This is a genomic window from Shewanella sp. GXUN23E, assembly GCF_050865035.1.
Lineage (GTDB): Bacteria > Pseudomonadota > Gammaproteobacteria > Enterobacterales > Shewanellaceae > Shewanella.
The window spans coordinates 197,542-220,751 of the sequence record NZ_JBOZWP010000005.1 but is presented as its reverse complement, the minus strand read 5'-3'; the positions used below and the strand labels follow the sequence as shown (position 1 = coordinate 220,751).

The window sequence follows — 23,210 nt, the reverse complement described above, 5'->3', positions numbered from 1 at the left end:
TTTACCGGGTTACGGCCGTCATCAGCACCACTGCCTCAACCGCTATCCCCTCTTTGCGACCGGTAAATCCCAGTTTTTCCGTGGTTGTCGCCTTTACATTAATCTGCTCAATATCTGCTGTCAGATCATCGGCCAGCACCTGACGCATCGCCTGGATATAGGGCAACATTTTTGGAGCCTGGGCAATAATGGTGACATCCAGATTACCCAGCTCAAAACCTTTGTCTTTGGCAAGCTGATAACAATGGCGCAGCAGCACCCGGCTATCGGCTCCTTTGAACTGTGGATCGGTATCCGGAAAATGTTTGCCGATATCCCCCAGCGCCATCGCGCCCAATATCGCGTCAGAAATGGCATGCAACACGACATCACCATCTGAATGAGCGACTAAGCCGCTGTCGTAAGGTACTTCCACACCGCCGAGGATCAATGGTAATTCACCACCGAATTTATGAACGTCAAAGCCATGTCCGATACGCATTTTCATTGAGTATCCTTATTGAGGCTCTGGGCCTGCAAAAATAGTTGAGCCAGTGGCAAATCATCCGGATGAGTCACCTTGATATTGTCGGCCCGGCCGCTGACTAGCCCCGGGTTGATACCTGCCCACTCCATCGCAGAGGCTTCGTCAGTCACCACGGTACCGGCCGCGAGCGCAGCAGCAAGTTGCTGCGCCAGCTCATCTGCCGGAAACATCTGTGGTGTCAGCGCATGCCAGAGATTTTCACGGCACACTGTTTGGGCAATCTCCCCCTTAACACCTGCGCGCTTCATGGTATCGCGCACCGGCATGGCCAGAATCGCCCCCTGCGGGAATTGCTGCCTTGCTGCCAACAGCTTATCGATATCCCGGCTGTGCAGGCAGGGACGTGCCGCATCATGCACCAATACCCAGGCATTTTGGGCAATCTCAGGGGAGAGGCTTTGCAGCGCCGCCAATACAGAGTCAGCCCGCTCTTTCCCCCCCAGCACGGTGCGAATTTTGGGATGACGGGATTGCGGCAGAGCGGCAAACCACACATCATCAGGATGCAGGGCTACCACCACGGCATCAATGGCAGGATGTGCCAGCAGGCTGTCTAGGGTATGAGCCAAAATACATTGCTCACCCAGCATCAAATACTGCTTGGGAATGTCGGCGCCCATTCGCGCGCCGATACCTGCGGCGGGGACTATGGCCAGAGTCTGTTGTTTTTCCATGAAGCGGGAGTCATCAATCGTAAGTTCGGGAAGGAGACTGTTCGCTGCCAACCACACGGTAGAAGGTTTCCCCCTCTTTCACCATGCCCAGTTCATTGCGGGCCCGCTCTTCCAGAGCTTCTGTGCCCCGGCGCAGGTCGCTGATCTCTTCGCGCAGCACCTGATTTCGTTCAATCAGTTTGCCATTGCTTTCCATTTGGCTGTGGATCTGCTGTTTCAGCGAAAAATACTCCGGCAGACTGTTCTCGCCCAGCCAGAGTCGGTATTGCAGCATTCCCAGCAGCAGGATCAGGACAAACAAAAAGCGTTTCATGGCCAGATAATTACAAACGTCAGCGAACAGTGATATTTGCCAAATAGTACAACAAAAAAGGCCACCCTGGGGTGGCCTTTTTTTCTGGTCAATGAAATTACTGACCTTTGATCTCGCTCAGGCCACGATATGGCGCTTTTTCACCCAGTTGCTCTTCGATGCGCAGCAGCTGGTTGTACTTGGCAACGCGGTCAGAGCGGCACAGTGAGCCGGTCTTGATCTGGCCCGCTGCTGTGCCCACAGCCAAATCGGCGATGGTGGCATCTTCGGTTTCACCTGAACGGTGAGAAATGACCGCGGTGTAACCGGCTTCTTTCGCCATACGGATAGCGGCCAGCGTCTCAGTCAACGAACCAATCTGGTTGAACTTAATCAGAATGGAGTTGGCAATCTTATTCTCGATACCACGGCTCAGGATCTTGGTGTTGGTCACGAACAGGTCGTCACCCACCAGCTGGATCTTGTCGCCCAGGATTTGGGTCTGGTAAGCCCAGCCGTCCCAGTCAGACTCATCCAGACCGTCTTCAATTGACACGATTGGGTACTGCTCAGTCAGGTCTTTCAGGTAGTCAGAGAACTCATTGGAGCTGAACTCTTTGCCTTCACCGGACAGCTTGTACTTGCCCTCTTTGTAGAACTCAGAGGCCGCACAATCCAGCGCCAGGGTCACGTCTGTGCCCAGCTTATAACCAGCAGCTTCAACCGCTTCTTTGATCACGGCCAGGGCATCGGCGTTGGATGCCAGGTTAGGGGCAAAACCCCCTTCGTCACCCACAGAGGTGCTCATGCCTTTGGCAGACAGCACTTTCTTCAGGTTGTGGAAAATCTCGGCGCCCATACGCAGACCTTCGCGGAAGCTCTTGGCGCCCACAGGCTGAACCATAAACTCCTGAATATCGACGTTGTTGTCGGCGTGCTCACCACCGTTGAGGATGTTCATCATCGGCAGCGGCATGCTGTACTGACCAGGGGTGCCATTCAGCTCAGCAATGTGGGCGTACAGTGGCATGCCCTTGGCAGCAGCAGCAGCCTTGGCCGCAGCCAGAGACACAGCCAGAATGGCGTTGGCGCCCAGCTTGTCTTTGTTTTCAGTGCCATCGAGCGCAATCATGATGCCATCCAGCTCAGCCTGAGCGGTGGCGTCTTTGCCCAGCAGGGCGTCACGGATAGGGCCGTTTACATTGGCGACAGCGTTCAGCACGCCTTTACCCAGGTAACGGGTCTTGTCGCCATCACGCAGTTCCAGCGCTTCACGGCTGCCGGTAGAGGCGCCGGATGGCGCAGCTGCCATACCGATAAAACCACCTTCCAGGTGTACTTCTGCTTCTACGGTTGGGTTACCGCGGGAGTCCATGATCTCACGACCGATCACATTAATAATCTTAGCCATAATGCCCTCGATTTAGTCCTAATTATCAATTCACATAAATAATTGCGTTGTGGCTGGTCGAGGTGGTAAAAACGGCAAAATGGCCGGTTTTCATCCAACGCGGTACGACTCAGCTCCATGAAAACACAGATATTTATAGAAACTGTCCGGATTTATGTGGGGGCAATATGATGAGCTATTGCCCCCGTGGTTCGCAATGACTTTTTGCACGTCCCAATGCAAAAAAAAGCCGGTTCCCTGTGAGGGGACCGGCTTGAATGATTACTCTACACTGCCTTTTTGATAGCTTCTGGCCGCGGCTACAAAGCCTTCAAACAGTGGGTGTCCATCACGCGGTGTGGAAGTGAACTCAGGATGGAACTGACCGGCCACAAACCAAGGGTGGTTTGGCAGTTCAATCATCTCAACCAGTTTACGGTCAGTAGACAGGCCGCTGAATACCAGGCCGGCTTTCTCCAGACGTTCAACATAGTTGTTGTTCACTTCATAACGGTGACGGTGACGTTCGATACAGCTGGCACCACGGTAAGCGGTCGCCGCTTTGGTACCCTCAATCAGGTGACACAGCTGAGCGCCCAGACGCATGGTGCCGCCCAGATCAGAACTGTCATCACGCTGCTCTACGTTACCTTCTTTGTCGGTCCACTCAGTGATCAGACCCACAACAGGGTGTGGTGTGTTCTTGTCAAACTCAGTGGAGTGCGCACCGGCCAGACCGGCAACATGACGGGCAAATTCAATCAGTGCCACCTGCATACCCAGACAGATACCCAGGTAAGGAATGTTGTTTTCACGGGCGTACTTGGCAGCCAGGATCTTACCTTCCACGCCACGCTCACCGAAACCACCCGGTACCAGAATACCGTCCAGCCCCGCCAGCACTTCATCACCCTTGGCTTCAACAGTCTGAGAGTCGATGTACTTGATGGTTACAGACACACGGTTCTTCAGACCCGCGTGCTTCAGAGCTTCGTTTACTGACTTATAGGCATCAGGCAGTTCGATGTACTTGCCCACCATACCAATGGTCACTTCGCCATTAGGATTGGCTTCCTGGTAAATCACCTGTTCCCACTCGGACAGATCAGCTTCACGGCAGCTTAAACCAAAACGCTTAACCACCAGCTCATCCAGCCCCTGAGAGCGCAGCAGCGCAGGGATCTTGTAGATGGAGTCAACGTCTTTCAGGGAGATAACCGCACGCTCTTCCACGTTACAGAACAGAGAGATCTTGGCACGCTCAGAGGCAGGGATCGCACGGTCGCCACGGCACACCAGAATGTCAGGCGCAATACCGATAGAACGCAGCTCTTTGACAGAGTGCTGAGTTGGCTTGGTCTTCACTTCCTGAGCAGGACCAATGAATGGCACCAGAGTCAGGTGCATGTACATGGAGCGATCACGGCCCAGTTCAACGCCCAGCTGACGGATAGATTCCAGGAATGGCAGGGATTCGATATCACCCACAGTGCCGCCGATCTCCACGATGGCAACGTCATGACCTTCACCACCTTCCAGCACTTTCTCTTTGATGGCATTGGTGATGTGCGGGATCACCTGAATAGTGGCACCCAGATAGTCACCACGACGCTCTTTACGCAGTACTTCTTCGTAAATACGACCGGTGGTGAAGTTGTTACGACGATTCATCTTGGTACGGATGAAACGCTCATAGTGGCCCAGGTCCAGATCTGTTTCTGCGCCGTCCTCAGTAACAAATACTTCCCCGTGTTGGGTTGGGCTCATAGTGCCTGGATCAACGTTGATATACGGATCCAGCTTCATGATGGTGACGTTGAGGCCACGTGCCTCGAGAATGGCTGCCAGAGAGGCTGCTGCAATGCCTTTACCCAACGACGAAACCACGCCGCCGGTGACGAAGATATACCTAGTAGTCATGCTGAACCTGAGAAAATGAATTTGAATATAGCGTGCTTGTAAGAAAGCACTAGGACGGGGCAACAGTATACTCAAGTCGCCCCGGCGAGACAAACAGGAATCCGGGAAAATTCGCTTTTATTTCGATTCCTGTGACTTGGCCTGCTGCCAGTATGCTTCCAGCTCATTCAAACTGTGGTCTGTCATGGCGCGGCCGCTGTGCTCTGCCAACTGCTCGACCTGGCGAAAGCGCCGCTCAAATTTGTCATTGCCCTGACGCAGCGCCTGCTCGGGCTCAATACCCAAATGGCGGGCAAGATTCACCACGGCAAACAGCAAGTCCCCCATCTCATCCTGCACCCTGGCCTTATCCGGCTGGTCAACAGTCAACTCGGCCAGCACTTCATCCACTTCCTCGTGGATTTTGGCCACCACATCGGCGGTGTTATCCCAGTCAAACCCGACTCTGGCGACCCGTTTTTGAATTTTGGCGGCGCGTGACAGTGCCGGCAGAGATTTGGGAATGTTATCCAGCACACTGTGCAGCTCTCTGTCGGCCCGTTCATCTGCCTTAAGCTGCTCCCAGTTGGCTTTGATTTGTTCGCTGGACAGATCTTTAAGATCGCCAAACACATGGGGATGCCTGTGGGTCAACTTGTCACAGATACGTCCGGCAACCTGGTCAAAATCAAAGCTGCCCTGCTCCTTACCCAGCTGGCAATAAAACACCACCTGAAACAGCAGATCGCCCAGCTCATCCGGCAACTCGTCCCAGGCCATGCGCTCTATGGTGTCGGCCACTTCATAGGCTTCTTCCAGGGTAAAAGGCACGATGGATTTGAAATCCTGCGCCCGATCCCAGGGACAACCGTCTTTGGGATCCCGCAGTTTGGCCATAATGGCGAGCAGTCGCTCGAGATTGGATGACATCAACTCTGTTTCCTGGCTCAATTTCTCACTCAATAACTATTGCAGTAACTATCTCAATAACGGCCACAATAACTGTCGCAGTTAATTGCGCCGTACATCAAACACTCCTTCAATCTGCCCAAGTTTGGACAGTACCCGCGATACGCCATCCGAGTCGTATAGCTCAAGTTCCAGCTCAATATTGGCGGTTTGAGTCTTGGTGTCTGAGCTCGAGCTCATGGCCATCACATGGGATTTTTCCGATGCCAGTACCGAGGTCAAATCCCGTAGCAGGCCATATCTGTCGTTGGCGGTTACACGGATTTTCACCCGATAACCCCCTGAATAATTCTCACCCCAAACTACATCCACGGTGCGCTCAGGATGCTGACGCATCAGCTCTTTAACCTGCTCGCAGTCCTCCCTGTGCACTGAAATACCCCGGCCTTTGGTAATAAAACCAATAATTTCATCTCCCGGTACCGGGTGACAGCACTGGGCTATATGGCTGAGCAAATTACCCACGCCATTGACTTCAACCTGATCACGATTTTTACGGGCCTGCCTGGGCTGGGATTTCTTAACCAAATCCTCGACCACAGCGTCTTCAGTCGGCTCGTCATTACGCAGCTGGCTCTGGATATGATTGACGACCTGATTAAGCCGCACATCGCCGCCACCAATAGCCGCCAGCAGGTCATCCATCGCACTCACGTTAAAGCGCTCAACTGCTGATTGGGCGTCTTTGAGCTTGAGGCCATGACGGCCAAGCTCAGTCTCCAGCATCTCGCGGCCCGCGAGGATATTCTTGTCCCTGTCCTGTTGCTTAAACCAATGCTGGATCTTGGAGCGGGCACGGGAAGACTTGATATACCCCATGTTGGGATTGAGCCAGTCACGCTTGGGATTGGGCGTTTTGGAGGTGATGATCTCGATCCGCTCGCCGGTTTCCACCTGGTAGGTAAAAGGCACGATACGGCCATCCACCTTGGCGCCGATGCACTTGTGGCCGACCTGAGAGTGGATGTAATAAGCAAAATCCAGCACAGTCGAGCCCTGTGGCAAGTCCACCACCTCACCGGATGGCGTGAATACATACACCCGGTCTTCAAATACCTGAGAGCGAACTTCCTCAACCAGATTGCCACTTTCAGCCACATCTTCCTGCCACTGCAGAATCTTACGCAGCCAGTTGATCTTCTCTTCGTAACCGCTTTGCTTGCCGCTGGTACCTTCTTTGTATTTCCAGTGCGCCGCCACCCCCAGCTCGGCATCTTCATGCATCTGCTGCGTGCGGATCTGAATTTCCACGGTTTTGCCTTCAGGCCCCACCACTACGGTATGGATAGACTGATAGCCATTGGGCTTGGGGTTGGCCACATAGTCATCAAATTCGCGGGGAATGTGATGCCACATAGTGTGCACAACGCCAAGGGCGCCGTAGCAGTCCTGCAGGCGCTCGGTGACAATACGCACCGCGCGCACATCGAACAGCTCATCGAAAGCCAGATCTTTGCCCTTCATCTTGCGCCAGATGGAATAGATGTGTTTTGGCCGACCATAGACCTTGGCGCGAATATGCTCTTCATCCAGCCGCGCCTGCAGCTGACTGACGAAATTATCGATATAGGTTTCTCTGTCCAGCCGCTTGCCATCGAGCTGTTTGGCAATGTCTTTGTAGGTATCCGGATGCAGATAGCGGAAGGAGATATCCTCCAGCTCCCATTTGAGCTGACCGATCCCCAGACGGTTGGCCAGCGGAGCATAGATGTCAGCAATCTCCCGCGCCAGCAACACCCGGGTTTCTTCATCGGCGTTTTTGACCGCTCGCAACAGACAGATACGCTCGGCCAGCTTGATCACCACGGCACGTACATCCTCCACCATGGCCAGCAACATACGGCGGATGTTGTCGATTTGCGGTTCACTGGTACGGGACTGATTATTGATTTTCAGCGCACTGATGCCATTCATGGTGACTACACTGTCCACCAGTTTGGCCATGCTGGCACCAAACAGCTCTTCCAGCTTGTCGCGATCCAGCAGCCCGGCTTCCATAGCCTCAAACAACACTGCGGCTTGCAGGGTCTCAATGTCCATATTCAGGGGGGCCAGAATTTCCACCATTTCCCGTGCACGGGAAACCAGCTCGCGACTCTCAGTCTGCTGCTCTTTAGCCATGGTATCTACACGGCGAATAAGCGCCAGCAACATACCGGCTTCCCGGCTGTCGGCGACATAACGGTCAACCCACTCTTCCAGCTGAAAATCAGGAGCGTTAAAGTGTGCTTCGCGAACAGATACCATGAGGTCATACTTCCTTATTACATCAGGACCGAAGTCCTGCACCAACTGTATTTGCCTATCATCAGCATTGTATGAGGCTTGTCAAACAACAGCGTCCCAAGTGCGCAGTTTTTTACCTTGTTTTCCATCCAGACTATGAATTTAACAATTTTTTCAATAATCTGGCGCCACTTTCTGAGTTTTCAGCAGCGTTCAAACAAAGCCATAGCCTCGATGTGATGCGTCTGCGGGAACATATCCAGCAGTGCCAGCTTCGCCAACTGATAGCCCTGCTCTTTCAATACCTTGCTGTCGCGTGCCAGACTGACCGGATTGCAGGACACATAGACCACTTTGGCAGGCTTCATTTTCCCAAGCCACTGCAGGCTTTCAAACGCACCGGCGCGCGCCGGGTCCAGCAGCAGCTTGTCAATTTTCCCAAGCCAGGGCTCACCACTGAGATCGGCACTCAAATCGCCATGAAAGAATGACACCTCTGCCAGGCCTGCATGCCGCGCATTACAACTGGCCTGCGCCACCATCTCGGGCACACCTTCCACACCTATGACCTGTGCGCCGGTTTGTGCCAGTGGCAGGCTGAAATTGCCCACGCCACAGAACAAATCCAGTACCCGCTCACCGGACGTGGGCGCCAGCCAGTCAACGGCACGCGAAACCATGGCGGCATTAATTTCACCATTAACCTGAATAAAATTCCCCGGTTTAAAAGCCAGCGTCAGCTCGCCCAGTTGATAACCCGGAGTCACCGCGGCGCCCTGCAGATCTATGCAGCCGCCATCATTGTCAGCCAACAGTACCTGCACCGAGTGTTTCGTCGCAAACTCGGCCAGCAACGCACGGTCTTTGTCCCCCGGTGCTCTGGTTACCCGCAGCACCAGATAACGTCCGGATTCAACATCTATCAGCTCCACATGGCCGAGCGATGATTTCACACTCAGGCGATTTAACAGGCCGCTCAAAGGTTCAATCAATGCCGACAGCACCTGAGCCAATACCGGACAGGACTCAATAGCCGCGACCTGCTTACTGGCCTCCCGCCTAAAACCCAGTTGCAGAGTTTTGGTTTGTTTGTCGTACCAGGTTGCCAGTCTTGCCCGCCGGCGGTAATGCCAGGGTTCACCGGCAATCACCTCATCCACGCAAACCTCTCTGTCCCAGGCCCTGCTGAGCAGATTGGCCAGAGCATCAGTTTTTGCCTGACGCTGGGCATCCAAGGTCATATGCTGCAGATCGCAACCGCCACAGGTACTGTAATGAGGACAGGCAGCTACTGTACGACAAGGTGCCGCCTGCTCGACCTTCACCAGTCTTGCTCTGGCGTATTGTTTCTTTTGTTCGGTCAGCTGCACGCTGACGGTTTCACCGGGCAGCGCGCCGGGAATAAACACCACTTTGCCCTGATGTTGGGCAATACCTGCGCCCAGATGGTCCAGACCATTTACCTGTAACGACAGTTTGGCCGAGAGTTGTTTGGATCTATTTGGTTTTGCTTTAAAAAATTGCGCCATTTCGGCCTCAGAATCGATAAATCTCTGGCAAAGCCTGCGAATTTTCTGGCAGTCTTGTACCATTAGAATGATTTGTCCGTTATAGGATTTTCCCGCGCCGATGAATAATGCCCAAGACATGACCAAATACAGCCTGCGCTCCTGGGTAATGGTGCTGGCTTTGGCACCGACTATTCTGATGGGGATCCTGCTGGGCAGCTATTTTACCATAGACAGATTTTATCAGCTCGAAGAAACCCTCATTGAGCAGGGCAGCAACATCATTGAACCACTCGCCATCGCCAGTGAGATAGGGTTGGAAAACAACGACCGGGAAGCCAGTAAACGACTGCTTGCCAGCGCCCAGCTCAGCCGCTCACCGCTGGTCAAATCCATTGCGATTTTCGACAAAAATAATCAGCTATTCATCACTTCCCACTATCACAAGGATTTTGAGGTGATGCGCTACCCGGGTGATATCTCGGAACTTATCGCGACTCAACATGAAACCCTGGGCGACACCGTGGTGATGCGCACACCGATTTTTGAAGGTTATAAGCCAGGTGAGCTGCGGGTTATCGGCCCAGGCGGACAAAGCGCGGCCAATACCGGCAATGCCCAGTATCTGGGCTATATCGCACTGCTGCTCAACAAAGAAAAAACCCTGCTGGAATACCACAGAGCGGCGGTGGCGGCGTTTATTATCGTGCTGGTCGGGGTCCAGCTGAATCTGCTGTTTACTTTTCGTCTGCTGAAAAACGTAACTCATCCCATCACCGAAATGGTGAAAGTGGTGGCCAAAATCCGGGAAGGCAAGCTGGATACCCGACTTGAAGGCAACCTTATCGGTGAACTGGATCTGCTCAAACGCGGCATCAACGCCATGGCATCGTCCTTGTCGGAATACCATGATGAAATGCAGCAGAATATTGATCAGGCTACCTCGGATTTACGGGAAACGCTGGAGCAGATTGAGATCCAGAACGTTGAGTTGGATCTGGCCAAAAAACGGGCACTGGAGGCCAGTCGGATTAAATCAGAGTTTCTGGCCAACATGTCCCACGAGCTGCGAACGCCCCTCAACGGGGTCATTGGTTTTGCAAGGCAGCTGCTGAAAACGCCACTGCACCCAAGCCAGCTGGAATATATCCGCACCATAGAGCGCAGCGCCGCCAATTTACTGGGCATCATCAATGATATTCTCGACTTTTCCAAGCTGGAAGCCGGCAAAATGGTACTGGAAAACATGCCTTTTGCGCTGCGGGATCTGGTGGATGACACCCTGGCCCTGCTGGCGGGCAGCGCCCGCGAAAAAGGACTGGAACTGGTCGTCAATATCGATGCCGATGTCCCCGAAGGCGTCAGTGGTGACGCCATGCGGGTTGGTCAGATCATTACCAATCTGGTAGGCAATGCCATCAAATTTACGGATGATGGCAGTGTATTGCTGAACATTAAACTAGTTGGTGAGAGCGGCGATAAATTCACCCTCAGGTGTGAGGTTATCGACACCGGTATCGGTATCAGCGAAGAGCATCAGGAACTACTGTTCCAGGCCTTTGGTCAGGCAGACTCTTCCATTTCGAGAAGATTTGGAGGTACCGGACTTGGGCTGGTGATCACCAAGCGGTTGATCAATCAAATGGGCGGCCAGATTGGGTTCTCTTCAACCCAGCGTAAAGGCTCCACTTTCTGGTTTACTCTGCCGCTGCTCAATGCCCAGTTCCCCTTTGCCGACAGCCTGCCGGTTGAGCAACTCAAAGGCCAACAGGTGCTGCTGTTTCAGCCAAGGGTACTGAGCATGAAAACCCTGTCAGCCAGACTGAATAAATGGCAGATGCAACTGTTGCCCATCACTGATTTCCAAAGCCTGAAACATGTCATTGACGATGGTATCGAACCTGATGTTGCCATCATCAGCTGTCGCGGTTTTGCCGATATGGACAGCCTGCAACAGACCCTGCAAACACTCAGAGAGAGGGTCGACAAACTGATATTGCTGGATGACTGTCATCAGAAGCAAACCTTGCCAGAATCCTGTACCCAGTTGGTCGACAAACAGCTGACGCCACCAGTGGGTGACAATGTGCTTGCCCGTGCGCTGCTGTTTACCCAAATAGGCGAGTCCTATATCTCAATGGACAGTCTCCCCCAACCGGTAACGCAAAAGCATCAGCTGACGGTTCTGGCAGTGGATGACAATCTGGCCAACCTTAAACTGATGGATACGCTGCTCAATGAACTGGCCACCGACGTAGTTACCGTCAACAGTGGCGACAAAGCTATCGCAGAGGCTCACAACCGTAAATTTGATCTGATTTTCATGGATATCCAGATGCCCGGCACCGATGGTATCACCGCCACCCGTAAAATTCGGATGGACTCGTTGAATCGTCGCACCCCGATTATCGCCGTTACTGCCCATGCCATTGCTGAAGAGCGGGAGCGCATCATGAGCAGTGGTATGGATGCCTATCTGCCCAAACCCATCGATGAAGCAGCGCTCAGAGAGGTTATCAGCCGCTGGATAACACGTCCTGAATTTGCGCATTTTGATCTGCAAACCCTCAATTGGGAGCAGTGTCTGGCGCAGTCCCACCACAAACAGGAACTGGCGCTGGAAATGCTGGGCATGTTACTGGATACCCTGCCTCAGACCGCCAGTCAGATAGAGCTGGCACTGGAGCAGAATGACCATACCGGCATGTTGACCACGGTTCACAAGCTGCATGGTGCCAGCTGTTACTGTGGTGTCCCCAACACCCGCAAACTGTGCCAGGAGATAGAGTCGGCACTGAAGCACAACACAGAAATCAGTGAACTGGAGCCGGAAATTCTGGAGTTACTTGACGAGTTAACTAAGGTAGAATCTGCAGCCAAACAAGTGATTTCCCAGCTAACTGCGGATAAACCCCATGACCAGAAAACCCGGCTTCTTCAAACGCCTAAAGGCGCTTGATCCTTTACAGAAGCAACTTTTTGCCACCGCACTATGTCAACGTATGTATCCGAACTACCAGCTTTTTGCCGAAGTCTGCGAGTTTGGTGACAGTCAGGTACTGTCAACCGTGCTGGATTTGCTGTGGCAATCCCTTTATGACCGCAAACTCAAGTTCAATTACGAGATCCATCTGGAGCGCCTCGACGCCGTCACCCCGGATCCGGAAGACTTTGTGGTTTACGGCGCCTTCCCGGCAATGGATGCCGCGGTGGCACTGACCTCTTTGCTGAGCGCCATTCAGGGCAAGCAGGAAGATGATATGGTGAACATCAGCAAATTATCTTCTGCCACCGTGGCCAACTACATTGAGGCGACCATGGATGTCGATCTGCAGGGCGATGCGCTGGATGATTACATCTTCGAGCAGGAAATCATGCAGGAAGAGCGCGAATTGCAGGCATCATTGCTGGACATTATCGAGCAAAACCCCATTAATGCAGAGTTGGTAAAAGAGCTGCGCAAAGACATCATCGCGTCGGGCGTATCCAATATTGGCATCTGCGCCGAATAATTTTGCTGATGATGAACAAGAACAGGGCTAATCATTGCCCTGTTTTTTATTTGTATATCCAGTAATACCAATTTTATTTAATCGTTGATCTGTTTCAGCGGAAGTTCAACGCGCTTGAGACAAGGTCATTAACCGCTCCATGGCAACGGCTCCTGCGTTGCTCTACCTCCTGCATCCATGCAGTCGTGCGTTAATGACATTCACACTTTGATACCTCCTTGTACCAAAGCCAGTTCGACATCCTGTCTCTCGTTCGAGAGCGTATGGCTTACGCCATTCTCACCATCCTTGTGGCTTGCGGGCCGGCGAAGTTATGGTGGTGCTGTATCAAGAGGGCTGGGCACAGTATCAAGTGCATTGAAACCCGCACTGCGTGAGGGTGTCAGGTATCCTGCTTCTATGTTGCATTACTCTAAAAGAGAGCCCCCTTAGTCAATCAATGCGCCTTGAATCAGCATCCCTGACACGCTCTGAATTGCTCAAACTATTAATGAAGTTGGTGTAAATTAAAGTCGATATCCAACATATTCATTCTGCTCAGGGGCTCGCCGAAAAACCCCGTCTAAGTAGAGTCGGCGGCAAAGAAGCGTCAGCCGCTCCCAAATAACCCGGGCGCCTGCTGCTCCATAAACTCAAGAAACAGACTCACCTTCAGTGGCTGATGGATCCGCTGGTGATACAGTAGAGAAATGCGTCTTTGCTCGCCAATCCAGTCCGGCAGCAGCACCTCCAGCTCCCCGTTGGCAATCTGCTCCCTCGCAAACAGCTCTGGGCCATACAGAATTCCACCATCATCAACCGCCGAAAGTATTGCGCCATGCAGATCAGACAGTGTGAGATGCGCGGCGCCGTCATGAAAAAAGCTCTCACCTGAAGGCCGGGTTAAATGCCAGTGATACAGAGGCCACACCTTGATAAGACGATGTTGATCAAGCTCATTGGGATGAGTCGGGGTCCCGGAATTCTGTAAATAACCGGGTGATGCCATCAGCTTATAATCCAGTACACCAAGTGTGCGGGAGACCCAGGATGAATCCGGCTGGCGCCCACCGACTATTGCCACATCCACCCCTTCATCAATCAAATCCACCGCCTGATTGGACTGGCTGATGTGCAGCCGGATATCCGGATATCGACGGCAAAAGGCATTGAATGCCGGCATCAATACCATGGATACAATAGCAATGGGTGCCGCAAGTCTCAGCGTGCCCTCTGGCCGCTCGTTACGCTCACAGCTGAGTTCATCAAATTGGCTGATAAGCCCGCAATAGCGTTGAAACAGGGTAAGCCCCTCTTCAGTGAGCCTCAGTTTACGGGTATTTCGCATCAGCAACAGTCGGTCCTGCAACTCCTCCAGCCGTGCCAGTTTACGGCTGACAGTGGCCACGGGGATCTCCAGGGTGCGGGCGGCCGCCGACATACTGCCGGCGTTCACCACATGGACAAACAGATAGATGAGTTCCAGCTCATTCACCTTTGACGCACTCAAACGGCCTCCTTACAGGCTAAAACTGAATTAAAATCAGGCGTTTTACTCAAAGAGTCAGAGTTTTTTACATTCCCATATTTACTGTATATAAAATCAGTATATACTGTTCATCAATACAGTGTTTGCATTGTTTTTAGTCAATCAGCGTATTCCACGGGGAATCACTATGCTTTGCCAACTCAGCATCAACAATTATGCCATTGTCCGCTTTCTTGAGCTGGATTTCCGCCCCGGCATGACCAGTATTACCGGGGAAACCGGTGCCGGTAAATCTATCGCCATCGACGCGCTTGGGTTATGTCTGGGTAATCGTGCCGATGCGACTGCCGTGCGTCCCGGTGCGGCTAAAGCCGAAGTCAGTGCCCGCTTCAGTGTCGATGATATTCCCCTCGCCAAACGCTGGCTTGAAGATAATGATCTGGATGTTGAGAATGAATGCATCCTGCGCCGTACCATCAGCAGCGATGGTCGCTCCCGCGCTTATATCAATGGTAACCCAGTACCGCTGCAACAGTTAAAGGCACTTGGTCCCCTGTTGGTTGGCATTCATGGTCAGCATGCGCACCATGCCATGCTCAAAAGTGAACATCAACTCACATTACTCGACAGCTACGCCAACCATAAAATGCTGCTGGACAATGTCACCCTGGCTTATCAGAGATACAAGCAAACCCAGGCTGAACTGAAGCGGTTGCAGCAATCATCCCTTGAACGTCTGGCCCGCAAACAACTGCTGCAATATCAGGTGGAAGAACTGGATGAGTTTGCCCTGCAGCCCGGTGAATATGAAGAGATTGAAGCGGAGCACAAACGACTGGCCAATGGCAGCGCACTGATTGAAACCTGTCAGCATGGTCTGTATCTGCTCAGCGACGGCGAAGAAGCCAATATCGAGTCACTGCTCAATAAAGCGGTGATATTGGCTGAAGAGCTGAAAGACTACGACCCACAGCTTGAAAGCATAGGTAATATGCTCAATGAAGCACTGATCTCAGTGCAGGAAAGCGCGGCAGAATTGCAGCGATATCAAAACAATCTGGAGCTGGATCCTGAGCATTTTGCCCAACTTGAGCAGCGCCTGTCACAAACCCTGCAACTGGCTCGCAAACACATGGTTGCTCCAGAACAACTGGCAGCGCACCACCTGACATTGCGCGCCGAGCTGGAGGGTATCGACGGCGACAATACCAAGCTGGAAGGCATGGAGCAGGAATTGGAGGCCAGTCGTCAGGCTTATCTGACACAGGCCCAGAAGCTGAGCCAAAGCCGCAGCCGGTATGCCAAAGAGCTGGATAAACTGGTCACTCAGTCAATCCAGGAGCTCAACATGCCCAAAGGTAAATTTGTCATTGATGTCAGTTTCAATGAACTCAGCTTGTCGCCCCAAGGCTCTGACAGCGTAGAGTTTATGGTCACCACCAACCCGGGCCAGCCACTGCAGCCGCTGGCCAAAGTCGCCTCAGGTGGTGAATTGTCGCGTATTGGCCTGGGCATTCAGGTGATCACCGCCCGCAAAGTATCGACCCCCACGCTGATATTTGACGAAGTGGATGTGGGTATCTCAGGCCCAACCGCCGCTGTAGTCGGTCGTATGCTCAGGCAACTGGGAGACTCCACTCAGGTATTCTGTGTGACTCACCTGCCACAGGTCGCCGGCAACGGTCATCAGCACATGTTCGTCAACAAGGCCAACAAAGGCGGTCAAACCGAAACGTCAATGACGCCACTGAACACCGAACAGCGTATTAATGAACTGGCGCGTCTGCTCGGCGGTGACACCATTACCAGCAATACCCTGGCCAATGCCAAAGAGTTGCTGAAACATTAAGCCTATCCCTTACGCCACAAGCCTGCTATGCGAGCTTGTGGTCTAGGGGCATGCGGTATTGCTATGGTCCAGTTTACAGCCTGCTATACACATCTGCGAAATAAAGCGCGCAGAATTTGAGTCAACCCCATATCCTGTTTACTGCAGCTCAGACGTCCACCTGTACCTGAAATATTTACCATGCCAAGTGTGATCCACTCCTCAGGCATTTCACATTCTGAATAACTGATATACCCAGTTGCTGTATGCTTCGCGCCATAAAGATACCCTCAACTCAAAGTACCACTATGACCCTAAACCAAGTTCAATTTGCCGTATTGGGACAACTTTTCCACACGCCGGTCAAAGGCGATTTCCAATATCTGCCCAAGGCACTGGTTTGCATCGACAGTCAGGGCAATATCCTGTCGGTGACCACAGCCGGTGACGGACAATTTGAAACCAATATCCAGCAACTTGATCAGGCTGGAAAACTTACCCGACTGACAGACTCCCAATACCTGATGCCCGGAATGGTGGACCTGCACGTTCACGCCCCACAGTGGCCTCAGGCTGGCAAAGGTCTGGATCTGCCGCTGTACGACTGGCTGCAGGATTATACCTTCCCACTGGAAGCCAAATTTGCTGACAACAACTTTGCCACGCCCATGTACCAGGCTGCGGTGAGTACTTTGCTAGCCAATGGCACCACCAGTGCAGTCTACTTTGCCACCATTCACAATCAGGCATCGCTGACACTGGCCAAAACCTGCCTGGCCCTGGGCCAACGTGGTTTTGTAGGTAAAATCAACATGGATGATGCCAGCCAATGTCCGGACTACTATGTGGAAAAGACAGCTCAGGGACTGGCTGATACAGAGCAGTTCATTCAGGATGTGCTGGCACTGCCGGGGAATGAGCAGCGGTTGGTATCACCGGTTGTCACACCGCGTTTTGTACCCAGCTGCACCAGAGAAATGCTGGAAGGCCTCGGTCAACTGACAGCTAAATATTCCTGCCACGTGCAGACGCACTGCTCAGAAAGTGATTGGGCGAGAGACTACAGTCTTGAGCATTACGGCAAGAGTGATGTAGCTATCTATCAGGAGATGGGCCTGCTGACCCGCAGAACCATTCTGGCGCATTCTATTTTCCTCAGCGATGAGGATTGCCGGGCAATAAAACAAGCCGGAGCCAGCATCGCCCACTGCCCCCTGTCAAACATGTACTTCGCCAATGCCGCCATGAAAACCCGGGAGATCCTCGATCAGGATCTGCATGCAGGGCTCGGAACTGACATCTCAGGTGCGCCCGTGCCATCGGTATTTCATACCTGTCTGGATGCTGTTAATCATTCCAGGGTCAGGGAAGATGGTACCAATACCCAGCTGGCAGCTTCACAACGAGGCGAATCCGGCAGCAGAATCAGTTTCCTGGAGGCCTACTGGATGGCCACCGTTGGGGGAGGCCTGGCAATAGATACCAAAGTGGGACTGTTTACACCGGGTTATGCTTTCGATGCCTTGATCATAGATACCTGTGCACCTGACTCAGATATTTTCATCATTGACCAGTTGGATACACCCAGAGATAAACTGGAAAAAATCATCACACTGAACCGCCGCAGCAACGTACGCAAAGTGTGGATTCAGGGTAAACAGGTCGTCAATAAGGACTGCTGAAGCAAGACATTAAAAAGGAGCCAACTGGCTCCTTTTTTACTTGGTTATCAACCCAGTACCGACAGATATGCCTGTAAGATGACCAGGTTGACAATATCAATAAAGAAAGCACCAACAATAGGTACCACCATGAATGCCTGAGGCGATGGGCCATAGCGATTAACCACAGACCCCATATTCATCACCGCCGTTGGAGTGGCACCGAGACCAAAACCACAGTGTCCGCTGGCAATCACTGCAGCATCATAATTCGCGCCCATAAATCTGAATGTCACCCAATAGGTAAACAGGCCAATCATTATCGATTGCGCCGCCAGAATAATCAGGAATGGAATAGCCAGATCAAACACATTCCATAGTTTCAGGCTCATCAGCGCCATCGCCAAAAACAGCGACAGCGACACTGTCCCGAGAATATCTATGGTTTCGGTATCAATGTGGCGGGTTTTGGTGACTTCCAGTGCGTTGGTCACCACCACACCAATAAACAGCGCGTACACAAAGTCCGGGATCATCAGCCAGGAGATTTCAAAGCCACTGACCCACTGCTCCAGAAACTTGGCACCGGTAACGCAGAGGATCATGATAAACAGCATCTCAATCACCTTCTTTGCCGTCACCTTATCCTCTTCATTTTCGTTATAGGTCACGACTTCGGGGTGAGGCTGGACTTTGTCACCACAACCGTACGAAGACTCCAGTTTATGTTTGTTAATCAAACGCTGGGCAACAGGACTGCCAATAATGCCCCCCATAATCAAACCGAAGGTGGCCGAGGCCATGGCAATTTCCAGGGTATTGTTCAGGCCGTAGACCTGCTCAAGAGTTTTTGCCCAGGCAGCACCGGTACCATGACCTCCGGTTAAGGTGATGGAGCCTGCGATCAGTCCCATTAAGGGATCCAGACCCAGTAAGGATGCCAGTGACACTCCCACTGCGTTTTGCAACACGATAAACAGCGACGCCACCGCCAGAAAGATAAAGACCTTGGCTCCGCCTTTCAGCAACTGGGTGTAATTGGCAGACAAACCAACCGTGGCAAAAAACATCAACATAAAGGTGTTTTGCAACGGCAAATCAAACTTCAACTCAACCTGATTGAAGTGCAGCGCGGTGATAATGGCAGCAACCACCAGCCCGCCCACAATGGGCTCAGGGATATTAAAGCGTTTCAGAATTGGCAGTTTGGCATTAATACTGTGGCCCAGGAAAAGCACGCTGATGGCGATAAGGAAGGACTCCAGGGGGCCTACGGAAATGATATGACTCATAGTACCTCAATTGTTATGCGTAATAATTCCTCCCTGATACCTGTCAGGCCTCATCCCTGCACCGGCGAGTCTGGCTGCCGTCATATATTGAGCAGCCTATCGGTATTTATATTGTCATTGGTGAATTCACTATAGAATCACGATTTGCTCATAAAAGACAATCAAAGAGCCAACTTCCTGATCTAATTCAAAATACGAGCAATTTCCTGTTAATTTTGATTAATTGCAAAAACACAAATCATCAAGCGAACACCAAGATGGTTAATACAGAAAACCACCAGCGCACACTTGTATCGCCGAATGGCGCATATCCGGCAAAGACCTGCACTGATAATTCCGATTTTTCTGACGGCCGCCATTCGCTGGTGTTCAGCATATTGGTTCAGTATGCTTTTACACCTGCACTTACAATACAGAAAACATCATGAGTACAGCATTTTATCCAATTGGAGTTGAAGGCACCCCCTGGGGAGAAGCGGAAAAAGCATTGTGGCTGAGCCAACGTCAGGTTCAGCGCAGCTATGAACAGGAAGTTCTGAGTAAAGTAAAGGCACTGGCAGATAACTTTGAGCTGCTGCAATACGGTGCTCTGAGTATCAACCCAACACGCTTTCCCTTGTTTGCATTGAAAAGCAAACAATGGGATGCCAACAAGCCCAAGGTGCTGATCACCGGCGGCGTGCACGGTTATGAGACCAGTGGAGTTCAGGGCGCCATCAAATTTGCCCAAACCCAGGCCAGCAAGTATGAACAGTACTTCAATGTGTTGATTGCCCCCTGTGTCAGTCCCTGGGGCTATGAAGTGATCAACCGCTGGAATCCGTTGGCAGTCGATCCCAATCGCTCTTTTATACCAAACAGTCCAGCTGAAGAGTCAGCGGCCTTAATGGCGCTTGTCGCAAATGAGGGTAAAGATTTCCTGCTGCATATCGATCTGCATGAAACCACAGATTCAGATGAGCAGGAGTTTCGTCCTGCGCTGGCTGCCCGTGATGGCAAACCCTATATTCCGGGCGAAATTCCGGATGGCTTCTATCTGGTCGGGGACAGCGACAATCCCCGGCCGGAGTTCCAGAAAGCGATGATTGAGGCGGTACGCAAAGTCACCCATATCGCGCCACCGGACGCTCAGGGCAACATCATAGGCGCGCCGCTGGAGCAGGAAGGTGTCATCAACTATCCGGTGAAATCTTTGGGTCTGTGTGCCGGTGTAACAGATTGTCAGTACGCAACGACCACAGAGGTCTATCCCGACAGTCCGGGCGTGAGTGACGATGAGTGCAACAATGCCCAGGTCGCCGCAATTGTCGGTGGTTTAGACTACGTGCTGACCAAGCTCAGGGCCTGAGCCTTAAGCAAATACGAAACAGTAAAGGAGCCAGTTGGCTCCTTGTTGTCAATCATCTTGCAGGCACTCCTGAGCACTGACGCCCGGACTTTTCGCGCTGCGGCTCGCCAGTGCGTTAATCAAGCCAACGAGCAAATAGTCGTTGTTGTCCCTCTGGCCCAAGTATCCCGACTGCTGGCTTGAGTTCAGGAATACACTGCATCACAGCCAAACTCAGCCACCTGCGTACGGTTGCAACCCGCCAGCAACGCCATCGCGCTCAATCCCAAGCTCATGCTGTTGATGAATCAATCCTCCATGATTAGGCTGAGATTTCCCTGTTTGGATTTATCTCAAACTCCTGCTCTGCAGACAGCACTCCACGAATTGGGCTCGCCGGGGTAACAAATGCAGATACATCAGGTTGTGGAAATTCGGTTTATTTCAGCGTAAATCCGCATCAAGTCCTGGAATACGGTGCGCCTGAATATTGTGTGCTCAAACACTGCGAGCTCAACCATGACATTTCCAATGACACAACTGCAATACTGGCACCGCTATCGTTGACTGCGACTGGCAAGCCAAACAAAGGGAATAAACCAGATCCCAACCATAACCAACATGGCCGTTCTGACGAGATGCTGATCTTCGACTGCTAATGACATCAGAATAATGGCAATGGCAAATCCCAGCGACATCAACACATTCCACATACCTGCTTGTCTGACACTCATCGCGACACCCTTTTATTAATTTGATAATAATTCTCAATAAGGTTATCGCCGTACAATTTCGGAGGCAAGTAAAAACTTGTTTAACTCCAACGCGTTGTTAAATGATACTGTGGGCCAGAACAGCGTCGTGCTCCCGCTTTTTGATCTGCGGTGCCTCTCCTTCAGACAGAGCCTGTTTGTACGCCTCGTTCATACGAATAGCCACATAGATGTCAGCACGAAACAACATACCACCGTCTTTGGCGGCAATTCCTGCCTCTTCAAACCACTTCACCAGTTGCCGTTTGCGTCCGGCAAGCACCATACGACAGCCTCTGCTTTTCAGCAGCACCTGCAAATCATTAAGCATCTGCAGCACACTGATGTCTTTATGCGGCAGACAACTGACCGCATCGATAATCACGCACTCAACATGAGCCTCCTGCTCTTTCAGCCGGGCCAACAACCTGCGACGGAAATAAACAGCATTGAAATAGGTCAACGGTGAGTTGAAGCGGAAAATCATCACCCCAGGGATCACCTTGGCTTTGCCGGTACTGTCCAGACTGCGCAACACGCCGTTTTTTCCAAGTCCCAGAGTATGATCAGTCGGGCGCATCACCCCAATCAAAAATTGAAACAACCCCAACATCACCGCCAGCATGATCCCCGGGATCACTCCCAACAGAATCACCGAAAACAGCGTCAGCACAGATAAGCCAAAGGCAGCATTATCCCGGAACCTCATGGCACTGATGGTCTTGATATCAATCAGTGACCAGGATGCCAGAATCAGTACCACGGCCAACGCGCTGATTGGGATAAATTGCAAAAAATGAGTAAAGCCAAGGGCGATGATCAGAATAAGCAAGGCTGCAATAATCGACACCAGTTGGCTTTTACCTCCCGCCGCATCATTGACCGCAGTGCGGGAGTCGGCCCCGCTGATGGCAAAACCATGGGACAGTGCAGCACCGATATTGGCCATCCCCAGTGCCCGAAACTCCGCATCTGCGTCAATCTCGTAACCGTTTTTCTGGGCGAAACTGCGGGCAGTGAGCATCATGCTGACAAAACTCACCAGCGCCAGGTTGAGTGCCGGGATGACTAATTCGCGGGCACTGGCAGCAGAGAAGGTAGGCAATTGCATCTGAGGTGCGTTGACATCGATGGGGCCAAGGATCTTAACCCCTTGCTCTGCCAACCCTCCGGCCCAGACCACCAGACTTGCCAGGGTTATCGCCAGTAACGATGCGGGCCAGCCCGGCTTCAATCGCTTGCACAGGATAAACACCAGCAATGTCAGCAGACTAATCCCCAGTGTCAGCCAATGGATCTGGCTGTAATAATCGGCCAGCGAGAACACCCGCTCAAGCAAGTATCTGTGTTCGTATTTGAAATCAAAAATCTTGGCCAGTTGCCCAACCATAATGGTAATGGCAACGCCATTGAGCAGTCCCAGCAGAATCGGCCTGGACAGAAAATCAGCGAATACTCCCAGCCGGAAACGGCTGGCGATCAGACACCAGACGCCTGTCATCATGGTCATGGTGATCACCAGCTGCCAATACTTGTCAGCATCACCGGCGGCCAGCGGCGCAACCACCGCGGCGATCACCGCGCAGGTGGCAGCATCCGGGCCAACAATCAACTGGCGGGAAGTGCCCATGAGGGCATAGATAAGCATGGGAAGAATACAGGAGTAGAGCCCCATCAAAGGGCTCACGCCGGTCAGCTGGGCATAAGCGATAGCAACCGGCAAGGCCACAGCAACCACTGACAGGGCCGCTGTAAAATCGGCCCTGAACCAGTCACGCTGGTAATTGGCAAGGTTGGTCACGCCGGGAAACCATGCCATAAAGTGAGTCACAAACCGCTTCGCTGTCATCCTGTACCCAACGCCTGCAACAAACATACTGTTGCAG

17 protein-coding genes are annotated in these 23,210 nt (G+C 52.2%); 5 read left to right on the top strand and 12 right to left on the bottom strand.

Annotated features, from left to right (window positions below; translation table 11 throughout):
- Nucleotide 1: 1 nt before the first annotated feature.
- From ispF to rlmD, 8 genes are all read right to left on the bottom strand, one after another.
- On the bottom strand, nt 2-487 hold the full coding sequence (gene ispF, locus ACRRUX_RS07295; RefSeq protein ID WP_432528711.1) for a 2-C-methyl-D-erythritol 2,4-cyclodiphosphate synthase: 486 nt from the start codon (nt 485-487) through the stop codon (nt 2-4).
- Nucleotides 484-1,200 carry a 2-C-methyl-D-erythritol 4-phosphate cytidylyltransferase gene (gene ispD / locus ACRRUX_RS07290; RefSeq protein ID WP_432528709.1) on the bottom strand — a complete coding sequence of 239 codons (717 nt, stop codon included), beginning with the start codon at nt 1,198-1,200 and terminating at the stop codon, nt 484-486. The genes ispF and ispD overlap by 4 nt, the downstream gene beginning before the upstream one ends.
- 13 nt (nt 1,201-1,213) lie before the next feature.
- The gene (ftsB, locus tag ACRRUX_RS07285; protein ID WP_432528707.1) at nt 1,214-1,513 is read right to left on the bottom strand and encodes a cell division protein FtsB; all 300 of its coding nucleotides are present in this window, start codon (nt 1,511-1,513) and stop codon (nt 1,214-1,216) included.
- A gap of 97 nt (nt 1,514-1,610) precedes the next feature.
- Complete coding sequence (eno, locus tag ACRRUX_RS07280) at nt 1,611-2,903, bottom strand: phosphopyruvate hydratase (protein ID WP_432528705.1); 1,293 nt, start codon at nt 2,901-2,903, stop codon at nt 1,611-1,613.
- A 261-nt stretch (nt 2,904-3,164) separates the two neighbouring features.
- Nucleotides 3,165-4,802, bottom strand: coding sequence for a CTP synthase (locus tag ACRRUX_RS07275; protein WP_432528703.1), 1,638 nt, complete (start codon nt 4,800-4,802; stop codon nt 3,165-3,167).
- Between the two features lie 117 nt (nt 4,803-4,919).
- Nucleotides 4,920-5,711: a nucleoside triphosphate pyrophosphohydrolase gene (mazG, locus tag ACRRUX_RS07270; RefSeq protein ID WP_432528701.1), complete on the bottom strand. Its 792-nt coding sequence runs from the start codon at nt 5,709-5,711 to the stop codon at nt 4,920-4,922.
- Nucleotides 5,712-5,792: 81 nt separating this feature from the next.
- On the bottom strand, nt 5,793-7,997 hold the full coding sequence (gene relA, locus ACRRUX_RS07265) for a GTP diphosphokinase (protein WP_432528699.1): 2,205 nt from the start codon (nt 7,995-7,997) through the stop codon (nt 5,793-5,795).
- 182 nt (nt 7,998-8,179) lie between these two features.
- Complete coding sequence (gene rlmD, locus ACRRUX_RS07260; protein WP_432528697.1) at nt 8,180-9,505, bottom strand: 23S rRNA (uracil(1939)-C(5))-methyltransferase RlmD; 1,326 nt, start codon at nt 9,503-9,505, stop codon at nt 8,180-8,182.
- A gap of 100 nt (nt 9,506-9,605) precedes the next feature.
- Here rlmD and barA point away from each other — a divergent pair, with 100 nt between their 5' ends.
- Both barA and ACRRUX_RS07250 read left to right on the top strand, forming a co-directional pair.
- Nucleotides 9,606-12,443, top strand: a complete 2,838-nt coding sequence (barA, locus tag ACRRUX_RS07255) for a two-component sensor histidine kinase BarA (protein ID WP_432528695.1) — start codon at nt 9,606-9,608, stop codon at nt 12,441-12,443.
- The gene (locus ACRRUX_RS07250) at nt 12,400-12,996 is read left to right on the top strand and encodes a YjaG family protein (protein ID WP_432528693.1); all 597 of its coding nucleotides are present in this window, start codon (nt 12,400-12,402) and stop codon (nt 12,994-12,996) included. The genes barA and ACRRUX_RS07250 overlap by 44 nt, the downstream gene beginning before the upstream one ends.
- Before the next feature lie 589 nt (nt 12,997-13,585).
- Here ACRRUX_RS07250 and ACRRUX_RS07245 read toward each other — a convergent pair.
- On the bottom strand, nt 13,586-14,485 hold the full coding sequence (locus tag ACRRUX_RS07245) for a LysR family transcriptional regulator (protein ID WP_432528691.1): 900 nt from the start codon (nt 14,483-14,485) through the stop codon (nt 13,586-13,588).
- A 166-nt stretch (nt 14,486-14,651) separates the two neighbouring features.
- Here ACRRUX_RS07245 and recN point away from each other — a divergent pair, with 166 nt between their 5' ends.
- Both recN and guaD read left to right on the top strand, forming a co-directional pair.
- The gene (recN, locus tag ACRRUX_RS07240; RefSeq protein ID WP_432528689.1) at nt 14,652-16,313 is read left to right on the top strand and encodes a DNA repair protein RecN; all 1,662 of its coding nucleotides are present in this window, start codon (nt 14,652-14,654) and stop codon (nt 16,311-16,313) included.
- Between the two features lie 287 nt (nt 16,314-16,600).
- Nucleotides 16,601-17,974 (top strand): guanine deaminase, encoded by a 1,374-nt coding sequence (guaD, locus tag ACRRUX_RS07235; protein WP_432528687.1) that lies wholly within the window; start codon nt 16,601-16,603, stop codon nt 17,972-17,974.
- 47 nt (nt 17,975-18,021) lie between these two features.
- Here guaD and gltS read toward each other — a convergent pair whose 3' ends face one another.
- Entirely contained in the window at nt 18,022-19,245 is a 1,224-nt protein-coding gene (gene gltS, locus ACRRUX_RS07230; protein WP_432528685.1) for a sodium/glutamate symporter, read from the bottom strand.
- A gap of 424 nt (nt 19,246-19,669) precedes the next feature.
- On the opposite strand from gltS, the gene ACRRUX_RS07225 reads away from it, so the two are divergent.
- The gene (locus ACRRUX_RS07225) at nt 19,670-20,593 is read left to right on the top strand and encodes a M14 family metallopeptidase (protein WP_432528683.1); all 924 of its coding nucleotides are present in this window, start codon (nt 19,670-19,672) and stop codon (nt 20,591-20,593) included.
- Between the two features lie 536 nt (nt 20,594-21,129).
- Here ACRRUX_RS07225 and ACRRUX_RS07220 read toward each other — a convergent pair.
- Nucleotides 21,130-21,306, bottom strand: a complete 177-nt coding sequence (locus ACRRUX_RS07220) for a hypothetical protein (protein ID WP_432528681.1) — start codon at nt 21,304-21,306, stop codon at nt 21,130-21,132.
- 97 nt (nt 21,307-21,403) lie between these two features.
- Nucleotides 21,404-23,173, bottom strand: coding sequence for a SulP family inorganic anion transporter (locus ACRRUX_RS07215; protein ID WP_432528679.1), 1,770 nt, complete (start codon nt 23,171-23,173; stop codon nt 21,404-21,406).
- Between the last annotated feature and the right edge of the window lie 37 nt (nt 23,174-23,210).

Bases quoted from the DNA above. Each gene is read 5' to 3' on its own strand.
- ispF (WP_432528711.1), bottom strand. From the start codon at position 487: ATGAAAATGCGTATCGGACATGGCTTTGACGTTCATAAATTCGGTGGT.
- ispD (WP_432528709.1), bottom strand. From the start codon at position 1,200: ATGGAAAAACAACAGACTCTGGCCATAGTCCCCGCCGCAGGTATCGGC.
- ftsB (WP_432528707.1), bottom strand. From the start codon at position 1,513: ATGAAACGCTTTTTGTTTGTCCTGATCCTGCTGCTGGGAATGCTGCAA.
- eno (WP_432528705.1), bottom strand. From the start codon at position 2,903: ATGGCTAAGATTATTAATGTGATCGGTCGTGAGATCATGGACTCCCGC.
- ACRRUX_RS07275 (WP_432528703.1), bottom strand. From the start codon at position 4,802: ATGACTACTAGGTATATCTTCGTCACCGGCGGCGTGGTTTCGTCGTTG.
- mazG (WP_432528701.1), bottom strand. From the start codon at position 5,711: ATGTCATCCAATCTCGAGCGACTGCTCGCCATTATGGCCAAACTGCGG.
- relA (WP_432528699.1), bottom strand. From the start codon at position 7,997: ATGGTATCTGTTCGCGAAGCACACTTTAACGCTCCTGATTTTCAGCTG.
- rlmD (WP_432528697.1), bottom strand. From the start codon at position 9,505: ATGGCGCAATTTTTTAAAGCAAAACCAAATAGATCCAAACAACTCTCG.
- barA (WP_432528695.1), top strand. From the start codon at position 9,606: ATGAATAATGCCCAAGACATGACCAAATACAGCCTGCGCTCCTGGGTA.
- ACRRUX_RS07250 (WP_432528693.1), top strand. From the start codon at position 12,400: ATGACCAGAAAACCCGGCTTCTTCAAACGCCTAAAGGCGCTTGATCCT.
- recN (WP_432528689.1), top strand. From the start codon at position 14,652: ATGCTTTGCCAACTCAGCATCAACAATTATGCCATTGTCCGCTTTCTT.
- guaD (WP_432528687.1), top strand. From the start codon at position 16,601: ATGACCCTAAACCAAGTTCAATTTGCCGTATTGGGACAACTTTTCCAC.
- gltS (WP_432528685.1), bottom strand. From the start codon at position 19,245: ATGAGTCATATCATTTCCGTAGGCCCCCTGGAGTCCTTCCTTATCGCC.
- ACRRUX_RS07225 (WP_432528683.1), top strand. From the start codon at position 19,670: ATGAGTACAGCATTTTATCCAATTGGAGTTGAAGGCACCCCCTGGGGA.
- ACRRUX_RS07220 (WP_432528681.1), bottom strand. From the start codon at position 21,306: ATGAGTGTCAGACAAGCAGGTATGTGGAATGTGTTGATGTCGCTGGGA.
- ACRRUX_RS07215 (WP_432528679.1), bottom strand. From the start codon at position 23,173: ATGACAGCGAAGCGGTTTGTGACTCACTTTATGGCATGGTTTCCCGGC.